Annotated in this window: 14 protein-coding genes; 3 read left to right on the top strand and 11 right to left on the bottom strand. The window is 42.1% G+C overall.

Annotated features, from left to right (window positions below; genetic code table 11):
* Window position 1 precedes the first annotated feature (1 nt).
* The 3 genes from ACESPO_RS00655 to ACESPO_RS00645 are packed head-to-tail and all read right to left on the bottom strand — an operon-like array spanning window position 2 to window position 3,182.
* On the bottom strand, window positions 2-1,144 hold the full coding sequence (locus ACESPO_RS00655) for an ABC transporter permease (RefSeq protein WP_270602362.1): 1,143 nt from the start codon (window positions 1,142-1,144) through the stop codon (window positions 2-4).
* Window positions 1,131-2,240 carry an ABC transporter permease gene (locus ACESPO_RS00650; RefSeq protein WP_336305310.1) on the bottom strand — a complete coding sequence of 370 codons (1,110 nt, stop codon included), beginning with the start codon at window positions 2,238-2,240 and terminating at the stop codon, window positions 1,131-1,133. Before ACESPO_RS00650 ends, ACESPO_RS00655 begins: the two co-directional genes overlap by 14 nt.
* Window positions 2,241-2,252: 12 nt before the next feature.
* On the bottom strand, window positions 2,253-3,182 hold the full coding sequence (locus tag ACESPO_RS00645; RefSeq protein ID WP_009261986.1) for an ABC transporter ATP-binding protein: 930 nt from the start codon (window positions 3,180-3,182) through the stop codon (window positions 2,253-2,255).
* A gap of 598 nt (window positions 3,183-3,780) precedes the next feature.
* Between ACESPO_RS00645 and ACESPO_RS00640 the strand changes: the two genes are divergently transcribed.
* Both ACESPO_RS00640 and ACESPO_RS00635 read left to right on the top strand, forming a co-directional pair.
* Entirely contained in the window at window positions 3,781-4,512 is a 732-nt protein-coding gene (locus ACESPO_RS00640) for a sensor histidine kinase (RefSeq protein WP_270457118.1), read from the top strand.
* Window positions 4,509-5,135, top strand: coding sequence for a response regulator (locus ACESPO_RS00635; protein ID WP_336305309.1), 627 nt, complete (start codon window positions 4,509-4,511; stop codon window positions 5,133-5,135). Before ACESPO_RS00640 ends, ACESPO_RS00635 begins: the two co-directional genes overlap by 4 nt.
* A gap of 160 nt (window positions 5,136-5,295) precedes the next feature.
* On the opposite strand, the gene gpmI is transcribed toward ACESPO_RS00635, so the two are convergent.
* The 3 genes from gpmI to ACESPO_RS00620 all read right to left on the bottom strand — a co-directional run bounded on the left by gpmI (window position 5,296) and on the right by ACESPO_RS00620 (window position 8,905).
* On the bottom strand, window positions 5,296-6,834 hold the full coding sequence (gpmI, locus tag ACESPO_RS00630; RefSeq protein ID WP_499788326.1) for a 2,3-bisphosphoglycerate-independent phosphoglycerate mutase: 1,539 nt from the start codon (window positions 6,832-6,834) through the stop codon (window positions 5,296-5,298).
* 82 nt (window positions 6,835-6,916) lie between these two features.
* The gene (locus ACESPO_RS00625) at window positions 6,917-7,621 is read right to left on the bottom strand and encodes a DUF6320 domain-containing protein (protein WP_117577192.1); all 705 of its coding nucleotides are present in this window, start codon (window positions 7,619-7,621) and stop codon (window positions 6,917-6,919) included.
* Between the two features lie 9 nt (window positions 7,622-7,630).
* A complete protein-coding gene (locus ACESPO_RS00620; RefSeq protein ID WP_009261990.1) occupies window positions 7,631-8,905 on the bottom strand; it encodes a hypothetical protein in 1,275 nt (424 codons plus the stop codon).
* 99 nt (window positions 8,906-9,004) lie between these two features.
* Between ACESPO_RS00620 and ACESPO_RS00615 the strand changes: the two genes are divergently transcribed.
* Window positions 9,005-9,913: an alpha/beta hydrolase gene (locus ACESPO_RS00615; protein WP_008975363.1), complete on the top strand. Its 909-nt coding sequence runs from the start codon at window positions 9,005-9,007 to the stop codon at window positions 9,911-9,913.
* 223 nt (window positions 9,914-10,136) lie between these two features.
* Here the strand turns inward: ACESPO_RS00615 and tpiA are convergent, their stop codons facing one another.
* The 5 genes from tpiA to mnmA all read right to left on the bottom strand — a co-directional run bounded on the left by tpiA (window position 10,137) and on the right by mnmA (window position 15,419).
* The gene (gene tpiA / locus ACESPO_RS00610) at window positions 10,137-10,889 is read right to left on the bottom strand and encodes a triose-phosphate isomerase (RefSeq protein ID WP_009261992.1); all 753 of its coding nucleotides are present in this window, start codon (window positions 10,887-10,889) and stop codon (window positions 10,137-10,139) included.
* A 158-nt stretch (window positions 10,890-11,047) separates the two neighbouring features.
* Entirely contained in the window at window positions 11,048-12,241 is a 1,194-nt protein-coding gene (locus ACESPO_RS00605; protein WP_009261993.1) for a phosphoglycerate kinase, read from the bottom strand.
* A gap of 116 nt (window positions 12,242-12,357) precedes the next feature.
* Window positions 12,358-13,371, bottom strand: a complete 1,014-nt coding sequence (gene gap / locus ACESPO_RS00600) for a type I glyceraldehyde-3-phosphate dehydrogenase (RefSeq protein ID WP_008975360.1) — start codon at window positions 13,369-13,371, stop codon at window positions 12,358-12,360.
* A gap of 128 nt (window positions 13,372-13,499) precedes the next feature.
* Complete coding sequence (locus ACESPO_RS00595; protein WP_009261994.1) at window positions 13,500-14,300, bottom strand: histidinol-phosphatase HisJ family protein; 801 nt, start codon at window positions 14,298-14,300, stop codon at window positions 13,500-13,502.
* Window positions 14,301-14,345: 45 nt separating this feature from the next.
* Window positions 14,346-15,419 (bottom strand): tRNA 2-thiouridine(34) synthase MnmA, encoded by a 1,074-nt coding sequence (mnmA, locus tag ACESPO_RS00590; protein ID WP_009261995.1) that lies wholly within the window; start codon window positions 15,417-15,419, stop codon window positions 14,346-14,348.
* Window positions 15,420-15,454: the final 35 nt, after the last annotated feature.

Raw genomic sequence — 15,454 nt, 5'->3', positions numbered from 1 at the left:
TTTAGTCTTCTTTCTGCTCTTTTATTTTCAACACTGCCATACCGATACTGATACATGCTGCTGCAAACAAACACTGAATCCCAAATGATTTCCAGATTTCGCTCTGTCTCTCCGGTATAATCTCCCGGAACCCGGCAAGCAGATTGTTGACTTCTTCATACCAATAAACCGGAAGTATTCTGGAGAATTTCAATATCCCTTTATCTAATACAGATGTTGGAGTGAACACCCCTCCAAGAAAAGAAACTGCCAACGCTGTCACATTCACAATAATATTGATGACGTTCTCACTTTCTGCGACTGCGCCAATCAAAAATGCCATTGCAAGGCTCGTTAGAACCATCAGGAAACTGTTTCCTGCCAGATACGTCGCATGCGGGCTTTCGAAAAAACTATTTTTTGAAAAAATTATGGCAACTCCGATCATCGCTGCCCAGAAAATAATCCCTACAACTAGAAATGCAAGCATTGCTTCCACCGTCTGGCGACGCAGAGAAACTGCAGAACATTGCAGCCGCTGTCTGATTTCTTTCTTCCGGTATGCATTCATCGGAATACTTAAGATCAGACACAATACTGCAATGGAAAGGTATGGAAGGAAACGAAAAATATAATAATAAGATTCCCATTTCCCCTGATTCCCATTGAGATTTAAAAGTCTGACCGATTTCTCTTCCAACTGTTGGTTTACAAGCGCAAATGCTTCCTGCATGGAATACCCATTTTCTGTACAGAACTGCACTTGATTCAGAAACAAATTGATCTGCTGTTTCAAATAATCCGCTTCTGCATATCCCGGTATTTTTGTCAACTGTACTTCCCACTTTTCTCCCACTCCTCTCGGAATGCGGATCACACTAGAAATTTCCCCATAGTAAATTGCCTCCAAAAGAGTCCCCTCCGCATTGCCTATCTCTGTGATTTCATGCAAAGTCGCAAGATAATTTGTAAGCCCTTCTGCCAGCATTCCTCCATCCTCATCCACAACTGCAATCTTCAGACGGCTTCTTTGAAATTCTTTTTCTTCCTTTTTCTGTGTTTCCCCCTGTATGATCAGCATTGTCAAAAGAAACAGTGCTGTGTAAATAAAAATAAATCCCCAGTTCCGCTTGATGATCAAAAGATATCCTCTAAATACTGTCATAGCGTTTCCTCCTCATTACAATACATCCGGCAACAAGAAACATCATCCCCATTCCAAACAGCATAATCACATTTCTCCAGTATCTTTCCATATCTTCATAAATTGTCATACTGAAGAATCCATCCGAGATCAGCGCAACCGGGTTCCATGCATTGAGTAGCGGACAACATTTGTCCACAATATGTCTCATATTCTGTACCATAAGCCCTCCAAAAAAACTGAGCAACATCGTAATCAACGTCAAGAAATTCAGTCTATGTGTTCCTGAACTTTTTCCGATACTTCCTGCAATAATGCCGAAAGACACTCCAATCATTCCTCCTGCCATACAGAGAAGTAAGATTTTCCCATTATCTTCCCCAAGCGGAATCCGAAGAATTCCTTTCAGGTAACAGATTAAAATCCACAAGTTTACAAAATGGATCCCGTACACAACGAGAAAATCTGCCATCATTATCTTTCCTCTGGACAGATAACTTATATTTCTCCTCATCCCCACCGGTGACTGATCCGCATTGCTGCTAAGAGATACAGCAAACCCCAAATCGCAGCCAAACATGCAAGCCATCCCAACCAGTGCAAAAAAATACTCTACAAGAGAGTTTCTTACCGTTCCCCCAAGAGAAGTTTCTGTCGTTCGATCCCTGTATGCTTTCATCGAATCCATCATTCCTTCAAGCCTCTCCGGATGTTCTACCGCCACTTTCTCTATCAGTCTTTCATTTGTATTATACTGCTCCAGTATCGTTTCTAATATGCTGGGAGCAACTCCCGTGGCGGCAACTGTCAGTGTCCGTTCCCTTCCCTCCGTATAAATTCCTTGCACCTTTCCATTTTCCAGTGCTTTTTCTGCCTCCTCTTCTTCCATCACATGAAGAGATAGCAGATCTTCTACGCCTTCCAAAAATGTCAGAAAAGGAGAATCTTCTTCCGCGACAACTGCCACATCAATCATTTCCAGCTGTGGACAATTTGCATTTTTCCAAAATCCAAAATAGTAAAGTGTTCCGAGAATCACTGGGAATAATAATGCCCAGAACATCAATGCACGCATCCGGATGATCTGTAAAAAACGGTATTTAACTAAATGTAACATCGTTCTCCCTCCTCAATCTCTAAGAGCCTTACCAGTAATTTCAAGAAATACATCATTCAGTGTCGGCTGCTCTGAGAACACTCTTCCAAAAGGAATCTTCTCCTGGGAAAGATAGCTGAGAAGCCGGATCAGATTCTCTCCATCTTCCGTACAGTGTACCATCAGGCGCTGGTCCTTCCAAACTGCCGAGAAGACATGTGGCAATGTCCGAATTTTCTCAATCTGTTTCTCATTTAAAACAACCGTGTCAATCACAATTCTCTGCCCTGTCTTCACCATTCGTTTCAGCTCTTCTTTCGTCCCTGTCGCAAGGCATTTGCCTCGATCCAAAATGGAAATCTTTGTACAGATCTGCTCAACCTCCTCCATATAGTGGGAGGTATAGATAATCGTACTCCCTTTACGATTAAGCTCCTTAATCCCCTCTAAAATTTTATTTCTGCTCTGAGGATCGACTGCCACTGTCGGTTCATCCAAAATGATCAGGCGCGGTTTATGTGCAATTCCGCAGGCAATGTTCAGCCGTCTCAAAAGTCCTCCAGAAAGCTTTTGCGGACGGAATTTTAAATATTCTTCAAGTCCTGTAAACGCAATCGCTTCCTCCACCAGTTTTTTCCGCTTTAATTTCTCAGGAATGTAAAGTCCACAGAAATAATCAATGTTCTCATAAACACTAAGTTCTTCAAAAACTGCCACATTCTGCATCACAACCCCAATCTGTTTCTTCAGATGATAACTTTCCGGCCGGATTTCTTCCCCAAATACTTTTACACTTCCTTTGTCAAATTTTAAAAGTGCCAGAATACAATTAATTACGGTTGTCTTTCCCGACCCATTTGGCCCTAATAGTCCGTAGATTTCTCCCTCTTGTACTTCGAGATTCAAGTGATCCAGTGCAAGTATCTTTCCATAACGTTTCACAAGATTTTCTATCAAAATCATAATTTTTTCTCCTCCCATGTTCATCATTTTCTTTACTGCCATTATAAAAAATCTATTCTGCTTCGAACAGTGTCACACGTCAGCTCCCTATATGACATTTGTCACTTTTTAATCCTAAATGGGAGGAAAGAACTTAAAACAGACAGAATTTCTGCAGACCGATAAAAAAGTAATGACGTCATTTCATACAGATGGTATAATATTTCTCATAGTAACAGTCCGGATCACTTCCGGGAAAGGATTTCCCATGCGCCAGTTTTTAAATAAATCATTTCTCATATTATATTCTCTGCTTCTCCTCTGCCCGACAAATACGGACCGTTCTTTTGTTGTGGGATTTTTTCTTGCTGTTTTTACTGCAATGACTACTTTCTTTTTTACATCCCGCCGCTATGCCTGTTCTGTTCTTCCTATTTTTCTTGTGGCAGCTCCATTCTATCCGGCGCTCTTTTTATTTTTCCCGGTCATTTGCTACGATCTCTGCCTTTACAGAATCCTTCCCCTATTTTTTCTGGTAGTTGCGGACTTTCTTTTCCTTATAACTTCTTCCGCTACTGATCAAATTCTATATATACTTTTCGGATGTATCACAGCCATTTTGCTGGAAAAACATACTTCTGATTACGATCAGCTAAAGGAACAATATATTCACACCATAGATGATCAGACCGAAAAAAACATGCTCCTATCCCAGAAACATGAGGCACTCCTCCAGAAACAGGATTCTGAAATCTATACTGCCACCTTACAGGAGCGTAACCGAATTGCCAGAGAAATCCATGACAATGTAGGCCATATGCTTTCTCGGGCAATTCTTCTATCCGGTGCCATTAGGACGATCAACAAGGAAGAATCGTTACAGGAACCACTCAGACAGCTCACCGATACATTATCTCTTGCAATGGACAATATCCGCACAAGTGTCCATGACTTGCACGACGACTCAGTCAATTTAAAAGAAGTCACTGAGGAACTGACCTCCTCCTTTACTTTCTGCCCGATCACACTAGAGTACGACATGCCGATCACGGTCCCACGAACTATTAAATATGCTTTTCTCTCTATTACAAAAGAGGCCCTCTCTAATATTATCAAACATAGTAACGCTACCGCCGTTTCAATCCTCATGCGAGAACACCCTGCACTCTGGCAACTTGTCATCCAGGATAACGGTACTTTACAATCTCCTTCTGCCACAGAAGGAATCGGCTTGGAAAATATGAAAGAACGAATCCGAAAACTAAACGGCACGATTACATTTTCCTGCGAAAACGGTTTTTCGATTTTTATTGCAATCCCAAAGAACAAAAAGGAGGAATCTGATTTATGATACGACTTTTAATTGTCGATGATGATTATCTGATCACTACCGCATTAAAGACTATCCTCGAGGCAGAGGGAGATCTTTCTGTCTGCGGCATCGGAAAAGACGGAAATGATGCTGTCAGATTATATAAGCAGCTTCAGCCCGATCTCCTTCTCATGGATATCCGCATGGAACATCTGGACGGACTAAATGCCGCAGAACAGATTTTGCAGAGCTATCCCGATGCCCGTATTCTTCTGCTCACTACTTTTTCTGATGACGAGTACATTATAAAGGCATTGCACCTGGGAGCCCACGGCTATATTTTAAAACAAGATTATACTGGAATCTCCCCTGCAATCCGTGCTGTCCTGAAAGAACAAACTGTATTTGGCGCAGAGATCACGACACGGATTCCAAAGCTCTTTGAGCCACAGAAAGCTTTCGATTACGAAACGTATCAACTTACCAGCCGTGAATTTTCTATCATTGAGCTTGTGGCAGATGGACGCAGCAACAGAGAAATTGCCGAAGCACTGTATCTTGGCGAAGGCACCGTACGAAATTACCTCAGCAGCATTTTAGAAAAATTAGAGCTGCGGGACCGCACGCAGCTTGCTGTGTTTTTTTATCAACATTTACTGTAACGCAAAACAAAAGCATTTTACCCCAATCCTTGACAAAGAGCCAAAAAAGACCCTGAATAGAGGAGTTTCCTCTATCCAAGGTCGTAAATTCTTCTGAATATTCTCTTTTGCCTTTTGGGGAATATTTCACTTTGCTCCCTAACAACAAATCAGCCTCTCGCTATTTTACAAGCAGGGATCTTCCTGTCATTTCTTCCGGCTGTTCCATTCCCATCAGTTCGATCAGCGTTGGAGCAATGTCTGCCAGACATCCGTCTTCTCTTAACTTGTATGCAGGGTCTGCATTGACAAGAATAAATGGAACCGGATTTGTTGTATGTGCTGTAAACGGCTCTCCTGTTTCATAATCTACAAGCTGCTCTGCATTTCCATGGTCAGCACAGATAAACATGTGTCCATTCACTTCTTTGATCGCTTCCACAGTTCTTCCGACACATTCGTCTACTGCTTCAATTGCTTTGATCGCTGCATTCTCAACTCCGGTATGTCCTACCATATCTGGATTTGCAAAGTTAATGATAATTACATCGTATTTGTCAGATTTGATCGCATCTACCAGTTTATCGCACACTTCAAAAGCACTCATCTCCGGCTGAAGGTCATACGTTGCCACTTTTGGAGACTTTACAAGAATACGATCCTCTCCTTTATTCGGCTCTTCCACACCACCGTTAAAGAAGAATGTCACATGTGCGTACTTCTCTGTCTCAGCAATTCTTGCCTGTGTCATGTTGTGTGCCGCAAGGAATTCACCAAATGTATTTGTAATTTCTGTCTTGTGGAATGCAACAAGTTTATTCGGGATCGTTACATCGTACTCTGTGAAACATACATAAGTTGTCTTCACACGCTCTCCTCTGTCAAATCCATCAAACGCATCATCACAAAATGTTCTTGTGATCTCTCTTGCTCTGTCCGGGCGGAAATTGAAGAAAATCACAGAATCCTTGTCTTTGATCGTTGCAATCGGAGCCCCATCTCTTACAACAACAGTCGGCACAACAAACTCATCTGTCTTTCCTGCATCGTAAGATTTCTGCACTGCGCAAACTCCACATTCGGCCTGCTCTCCTTCTCCTTTTACCATTGCATTGTATGCAAGTTCTACACGATCCCATCGGTTATCGCGGTCCATCGCATAATAACGTCCCATTACAGAAGCCACTTCTCCAACACCAATTTCTTTCATCTTGTCAGATAATTCCTGCACATAATCTTTTCCTGAAGCCGGTGGAGTATCACGGCCATCAAGGAAGCAGTGTACATAGACTTTGTCAAGCCCTTCTTTCTTTGCAAGTTCTAAAAGTCCGTAAATGTGGCTGTTGTGACTGTGCACTCCACCATCGGATACCAGTCCAAACAGATGAAGCGCAGAATTGTTTTCCTTTGCGTTTCTGCACGCTGTAAGCAGCGCCTCATTTTCAAAGAAATCTCCGTCCTGAATTGCTTTCGTGATCTTTGTCAGATCCTGATATACAATTCTTCCAGCGCCCATATTCAGATGTCCTACTTCTGAGTTTCCCATCTGTCCTTCCGGGAGTCCCACAGACATTCCACTTGCATTTCCCTCTACAAACGGATACTCTTTCATCAGGCTGTCCATAACCGGTGTCTTTGCCTCGCACACCGCATTTGCCTCGCACTTTTCATTCAGACCATATCCGTCAAGAATCATTAAAACCGTAGGTTTCTTACTCATATAGCAAATCTCCTTTATGTTAAAAAAATGTCGTAATTTCTACGAAGTTTATTTTACATGATTTTTTCTCTCGTTGCAAGACTCAAATATGCATTCGGCGACGCACTTCCTCCCGCAGTCTTGAAATCCGCATTACAGTAATCAGAGACACTGTAATGATCGCTGCACAGACAACAACCGCTGCGGACCATGTCAGACAGAATTTTTCATGAAGATAATAACACACACTCAGATCAATGTCCGCACAGAACACTGCCATCTCGATCACAACAACCATCGCCGTAAACAAAATAGATCTGCTGACATGCTGATAGACATATAGCAGTACTGCCACAAGAACCGTTCCGAGCAGAATAATGGGGACTGCAATCTGCACATACCAGTCCATCCCGTGATTCACCCATGCCACAAGCGCCAGATAAAAAAGAACCGCACATCCATCTATCAGTACCATCAAAATATACGGCAACTTCCGATACACCATGATTGGAATGGAAAACACTAAAAATACAAGACATGCCCCAATCACATACAGCGACCATAAACTTCCCTTGTATACAAACAAATTCAAAAGTCCACAGCCCACAGCTGTACTTCCAAAAAGCACGATCAAAAGGATTGCAAGGTCTGTCCGTTTTACCTTCTCCACTGTTCCGCGCTCAGATGGATAGGGCGGAACTTTTTTCTCTGTTTTTTCCTCCTGTGGATGATACACCGGAGTATTGCAAAGCGGACATTTGGTCAGCGTCTCCTCCAGTTTCACCCCACAATTTACACAATAAGCCATCTCACACCTCTAATCTCGGTTGCTCTGAATTGTCACAGCAACCCCTTCTTCTACCAATTTTCTGAAAAATACCCGCTCAATGTCATTCTCCACAATACTGCTCGCAAAATTGATGGTCGTAAGACCGTTATAACTTACGATCGCACAATTCGTCCGAGCGGAGAATGGCTGTCCCATCAGCACATCAAATCGTTCCAGATACGGTTCCATCTCCGCGGGAACTTTGATGATTCCAGGATTGGTAAGCCCCGCGGAAGACTGACAATCCTGCACATGTTTGTAAAACTGTTTAACGACAATATCCTTAATACAAAGCGGAACAATACGGATTAGCGGACTCTGCAGTGTCTTTGCATTCGTCGTAATATCTGCATTCAAAAACTTCTCATTGATATGATATCGCATATAATAGTGAATCTCTTTTAAAATCTCCTCAAAACTATATTCACCCATCCGCGGATCCACTCCGGGATAAACCATTGTAATAAAATTCCGAAGTGTCTTTGATGGGAAAAACTGTCTCAGATTGACTGGCATTGCAATCCTCACCGGCTTTTCCCTCCACACCTTGCTGCACTTCTGATTCTCAATCAATGCATACACCAATACGGCATTTAAATACTCCGTGATCGTCACACCGTATTTTTTCGATGCTGTCTTAAGATCACTGACACTCATACTTCCACTGATAATATTCAGTGTATAGAACGGTTCTTTTGTCCCGCGCACCCTATAGGCACTGCCCTGACTCCTCTTTGGTGTCACCTTAGAATTGGCATACTTCATATAAGAATCTTCCAGTTCCTCTCTTTTTGGTTCCTCCTCTACAGAAAGAATCCCCTCCTCATCCGGAATCTTCACACCGTGCATCCGCAGATAAACTGCTGTCAGTGTCTTTAAAAAAGTAACTGCCCCAAGACCATCGGCCAGAGAATGAAATACTTCAAAAGAAATCTGACATTCATAATAATACAGACGGATCAGATAGCGGTGCTTTGTCTTAAAATCCATCGGCATGCATGGATTTTTGACATCTCGCTCCACCTGCGGCACCGGGTTTTTATTTGGCTCTAGATAACGCCAAAACAATCCTTTTCGCAATGCAACTTTCAAGGATGGAAATCTCGGAAGTGTCTTCTCATAAGCTTTCTGGAGAATCTGAGGATCTACCTTTTCTTTCAAGGTGACAGAAACGCGGAATACCGATGAGAAACTTTTTCTCTGAAGTGTCGGATAAACATTGCCCGACAAGTCCAGTTTTAACCATTGATTTCTGTTATTCATCTTTTTCTTCCTTTCCTAGCTTTATTATAAAGAATTTGATTGTATATGACAACTGCTTTGTGATAGAATAAATTACTACAAGAAAGGATACGAGGATTTATGCCAAATCAAGAGAAAAAACAACAGGGTCTGATGAAGATCATCAAGGCTATTCATAATTTTACAGTCAATGACGATTTAGAAAAATACAGACGCTCTCAGGCAAACCTCGGGCGACTGCTCGGGACAAAGCAAAGCGAAGCATCCTACACTGAATTTTTGATCGATGATATTCCCTCAGAGTGGATCCGCCTGAATCGTCCACACCAGAACGAGACAATTATCTTATACTGTCACGGCGGCGGCTTCTTTACCGGAAGTCTCGAATATTCCCGTACACTGACAACAAAGCTTGCATCTGCTTCTTCCTCTGACATTTTAAGTTTCAACTACCGCCTTGCCCCGGAGCATCCCTCCCCGGCAGCATTGGAAGATGCATTAAAAGTGTGGGGGTATCTGATGCACTTGGGATACGGTGCAAAAAATGTTATTCTCGCTGGGGATTCTGCCGGCGGTAATCTGGCTCTCTCACTTGCGTTGAAGCTAAAGGAAGATGGACGGATTCTGCCAAAAGCTCTTGTTCTCTTTTCTCCGTGGACAGATCTGACATTAAGTGGCGCATCCCACGAAAAAAAAGCGGCGTTGGATCCAATCCTGACTAAGGATTATCTTGAACGCGCGCGGTGTGCCTATGTACCAGAGAGCAATAGTGATGCCAGCATTTATGCAGATCCTTTTGTTTCCCCACTTTACGGAGATTACACGGGGTTTCCTCCCGTCTATATCCAGGTTGGAACCAATGAAATCCTTTTGAATGACTCCACAGACTTACACAAGAAACTTCTTCGACAGGATGTCGCTGCAAAGCTGACTATCTACAAAGGAATGTGGCATGTTTTTCAAATGTCAAATATGAAGACGGCGACAGAAGCCATTAACGAAGCCGCACAGTTTTTATTCCGCTTATAACGTACATTTGCTATGGGATCTTATTCCTGTTCCCGATCAAAATTACATTTTTCAAACATAAACATAAACCGGGCATATCACAAATGACCGCCAGAGGGATAGATTCAAATTCTATCGTCTTCCCTCTGCCGGTCATTTCGTTTTTCATAAAGTCATCTGCTGCAACACGCTTTCCTAATGCGTTGCTGCAGCATCCGCAATGATTCCACAAAAAGTGTTTCTATTATTTATTATAGTTCACGATCGCTCCAAAATCTGGTTTCAAGGAAGCTCCTCCTACAAGTCCTCCATCGATATCTGGCTGTGCAAATAACTCTGGTGCACTTGCTGCAGACACACTGCCGCCATACTGGATGCGGATTGCTTCAGCAGTTGCTTCATCATAGATTTCAGCGATACATGCACGGATTGCTGCACACACTTCCTGTGCCTGCTCTGTTGTAGCCACTTTACCAGTTCCGATTGCCCAGATAGGTTCATATGCAATTACTGCTGTCTTTGCCTGATCTGCTGTCACATCAAGAAATGCAATCTTAATCTGCTGACGGATAAAGTCGATTGTTACTCCTTGCTCTCTCTGTGTCAGAGTTTCTCCGCAGCATACGATTGGTGTAATGCCATGCTCAAATGCTTTTTTCACTTTTTTATTGACTGTCTCGTCTGTCTCCGCAAAATATTCACGTCTCTCGGAGTGTCCAATGATAACATATTTCACACCAACATCTGTAAGCATTGCAGGAGAGATTTCTCCTGTGTAAGCTCCACTCTCTTCGAAGTACATATTCTCTGCTCCGATTGCAATATTGCTTCCCTCTGCTGCTTCCATTGCCGGAATAATGCTGATTGCCGGTACACAAAATACAACATCTGCATCTTCTGTTGCCACTAATGGTTTTAACTCATTTACAAGTGCCACTGCCTCACTTGGAGTTTTATTCATTTTCCAGTTTCCTGCGATAATTTTTCTTCTTGCCATTTTTAACGTCCTCTTTCCTAAAAATATCTATATGTAAACAGGGCTGCCGCAAAGTGAAGCTTTTCTACAAGCTAGCATCTGTCACCCATTAAACATTGCTGATCCCTTGTAAAAACTTTCTATTTTGCAGCACCCCTGCTTTGCGCTAAAGTATTTTCTTATTTGTCGTTTGCTGCTGCAACACCTGGTAATTCTTTTCCTTCTAAGAATTCAAGAGAAGCTCCACCACCGGTTGAAATGTGTGTCATCTTGTCACCGTATCCTAACTGGTTTACTGCTGCTGCAGAATCTCCACCACCAATGATTGTAACTGCTTCTGTATCTGCAAGTGCTTTTGCAACTGCTTCTGTACCTGCTGCAAATTTCGGCATCTCAAATGCTCCCATCGGTCCATTCCATACAACTGTCTTTGCTGTCTTTACTGTCTCAGCAAACAACTCTGCTGTCTTCGGTCCGATATCGAGTCCTTCCCATCCGTCCGGAATCTCTCCGCTTGCAACAACTTTTGTATTTGCATCGTTAGAGAAATCATCTGCAATTACATTATCAACTGGAAGTAATAATTTTACACCTTTTTCTTCTGCTTTTTTGATCATGTTCAGTGCGTATTCACAGTAATCTTCTTCTAATAAAGATTTTCCGACTGTTCCACCCTGCGCTTTGCTGAATGTATAAGACATACCTCCACCAATGATCAGAACATCTACTTTCTCTAACAGATTTTCAATAACAGAAATCTTGCTTGATACTTTTGCTCCTCCGAGAATTGCAACAAACGGTCTCTCTGGATTGTTTACTGCATTTCCTAAGAAGTCAATCTCTTTCTGCATTAAGTATCCTACTACTGCTGTATCAACGAACTGTGTCACACCAACATTTGAGCAGTGTGCTCTATGTGCTGTCCCGAACGCATCGTTTACGAATACTTCACATAAAGAAGCAAGTTCTTTGCTGAATGCTTCTCCGTTCTTTGTCTCTTCTGCTCTGTAACGTGTATTTTCAAGAAGAATCACATCTCCGTCTTCCATAGCTTCCACTGCTGCTTTTGCATTTGGTCCAACAACTTCTGGATCTGCTGCAAATTTCACTTCCTGTCCTAATAACTCAGAAAGTCTTGCTGCAACCGGTGCTAAAGATAATTCCGGTTTTGGCTCTCCCTTTGGTTTTCCAAGGTGTGAGCAGAGAATCACTCTTCCACCGTCTGCGATTAATTTCTTAATTGTAGGGAGCGCTGCTACAAGACGGTTCTCATCTGTAATCTTTCCATCGATCAGCGGTACATTAAAGTCGCATCTTACAAGTACTTTTTTCCCTTTTACATTAATATCATCTACTGATTTTTTGTTAAGCATGTTTATATCCTCCTTGACTATAAAAATAAAAGTCAACTTATCTTTTTTAAACCCGCAAAGGGTCCGGCCCATAAGACCGGACCCTTTTGGATCTTCTTATTCCGAATCTTTTAAAATTAAGCTAATTCAGAGAAGTATTTGATTGTTCTTACCATCTGGCTTGTGTAAGAATTCTCATTGTCATACCAAGCTACAACCTGAACTTCTGTTGTTCCATTGTCTAATGGAAGAGCCATTGTCTGTGTAGCATCGAATAATGAACCATATCTCATTCCAACGATATCGCTTGATACGATCTCATCTTCGTTGTATCCATAAGATTCGTTTGCTGCTGCTTTCATAGCTGCATTAATTTCTTCAACTGTTACATTTCCTTCTACTACTGCTGTTAAAATTGTTGTTGATCCTGTTGGTGTTGGAACACGCTGAGCAGATCCGATTAATTTTCCGTTTAATTCTGGAATAACAAGTCCGATTGCTTTTGCTGCACCTGTGCTGTTTGGAACGATATTTACAGCTGCTGCACGTGATCTTCTTAAATCACCTTTTCTCTGTGGTCCATCAAGTGTCATCTGATCTCCTGTGTAAGCGTGGATTGTACACATGATACCAGATTTAATTGTTGCTAATTTGTTAAGTGCATCAGCCATAGGAGCTAAGCAGTTTGTTGTACAAGAAGCTGCAGAAATTACTGTATCTTCTGGTTTTAATGTTTCATGGTTTACATTGTAAACGATTGTTGGAAGATCATTTCCAGCTGGTGCAGAAATAACAACTTTTCTTGCTCCTGCTTTGATATGAGCTTCAGCTTTTGCTTTAGATGTATAGAATCCTGTACATTCTAATACAACGTCAACTCCGATTTCTCCCCATGGAAGTTCTTCAGCGTTTGCTTTTGCATAGATTTTGATTTCTTTTCCATCTACTGTGATAGAATCTTCTCCAGCTGTTACTTTGTCAGCTAAAGCGTATTTTCCTTGAGATGAATCATATTTTAATAAGTGAGCTAACATTTTTGGAGATGTTAAGTCGTTGATTGCAACTACTTCATATCCTTCTGCTCCGAACATTTGTCTGAATGCAAGACGTCCAATACGTCCAAATCCATTAATCGCTACTTTTACTGCCATGATTAATTCCTCCTAAAGTTTCTTAAACTATTATTTGTATTTGACAATTCCTTAACTTTGTTAAAGATTCATCAACCTTTATTTATTGTACTAAATCCGCACAGAAAATTCAAGTCATATTTACAATTTTATGGAAGTTGTTGAAAAACAGGTTTTCTTCCTTTAAACTCTGTATAATATTGAAAGCCACAGCTATGCAGGATCTCACTTACAAGTCCAAATGCATAAGCAAGATGCTCCGGTCTATGTCCATCCGAACCGACTGTAACAATCTCTCCGCCAAGCTCCCGATATCTCTTTAAAATATCCGGATGCGGATGACCAAATCCAAGTCCATACTTATATCCTGCCATATTCAGCTCCAGCCCTTTCCCTCGGTCGATCAGCTCCCGCAGGATTTCATCGATCAGATCTGAAAAGGTACTGTAAGAATAGCTCTCTATACTCCTTCCATAGCGCACGATATAATCCAAATGACCGAGTACATCAAATTCTGAGACTGCACGGATATTTTCCAGTGTTGCCAAAAAAGCCGCCTCATATGCTTCCCGATCTGTTCTTTTCTCGAAAAACTGTGGATAATACGGATCTTCCGACTGAATCACATGCACCGATCCGAGCACAAAGTCAAACGGATACTGACTGACATACTGTTTATAGTACTCGCCAAGGTGCGGCTGAAGTCCCAGTTCTACACCGATCCGCACATCTATCTTCTCGCGATATTCCTGCTGAAGTCTCTGCATTGTCCGAAAATAAGATTCCGTATCGAACGTAAAGGAAAGAGATCCTCCTTGATAATCTTTATCCTGATGGTCGGTAAAGCAAATCGTTTGAAGCCCTCTTCTGATTGCCTCTTGTATCATTGCTTCCGGTTCAAATTCTGCATCAGATGAAAAACTGGAATGCATATGAAAATCCGCTTTCATCCTTTCCCTCCTTCACATTTTTTCTGTTCGAACAGCATGTTGCTTCTATAGAATAGTACCTCCTCCGACAACATACTCTCCATCATAGAAAACAACTGCCTGTCCCGGAGTAATCGCTCTCTGCGGTTCCTCGAAGGTACATGTAACCTCATCTTTTCCGCTCTTTCGGATTGTACACCATGCCCCTTTGTGATTGTAACGAATCTTAGTCCATACGCGCATCTCACCGGTTAAATCCTCGATGGACATAAAATTCAACTGATTCGCTCTCAGTGTATAGGACATAGAATCTTCATTACTTCCTATTACAATCTCATTTGTCTCCGGCCGAATCTCAAGAACAAAAGCCGGATGTCCCAAAGACAACCCAAGTCCTTTTCGCTGACCGACCGTATAGTGCGTGATGCCTTTGTGTCTCCCAAGTACTCTTCCATCAAGATCTACGAAATTTCCTTCCGGAATCTTCACAGCCGCCTCTTCTTCAATAAAAGAAGCATAATCTCCATCTGGTACAAAACAGATATCCTGACTATCCGGCTTATTGGCAATGCGAAGATTTATTTTTTCCGCAATCTCCCTCACTTGGTCTTTCGTATACTCACCGACCGGCATCAGTGTCCTCTTCAGCTGTTCCTGCGTCAGATTATAAAGAGCATACGTCTGATCCTTTGCCAGAGTCGCTGAACACTTCAATGTATACCGTCCGTTTTCCAGCTGCACAACTCTTGCATAATGCCCGGTTGCGATATAATCTGCTCCGATATCCATACTCCTCTTTAACAAGGATTCCCATTTCACATAACGGTTACAGGCAATACATGGATTCGGAGTTCGCCCATGCAGATATTCCTGCACAAAATAATCAATGACCTTTTCTTTAAATTCTTTCTTAAAATTCATTACATAGTATGGAATTTCAAGTGCCGCCGCAACACGTCTTGCATCATCAACCGCACTGAGCCCACAGCAGCCTCCGTTTTCTTCTTCAACTGCGCGATCCTCATCCTGCCAGATCTGCATCGTCACCCCGATTACATCATACCCCTGTTCTTTGAGCAGATATGCTGCTACCGAAGAATCCACACCTCCTGACATTCCTACGACTACCTTTTTCTTCATCTAAATTCCTCCCGCCCGGCAGATGCCAGACTGTG

This window comes from Coprococcus sp. HPP0074 (assembly GCF_964238105.1).
In the GTDB taxonomy this organism is placed as follows: domain Bacteria; phylum Bacillota; class Clostridia; order Lachnospirales; family Lachnospiraceae; genus Faecalimonas; species Faecalimonas umbilicata.
Note: the sequence above shows the minus strand (reverse complement) of the source record. Positions and strands in the feature narration are given on the sequence as shown.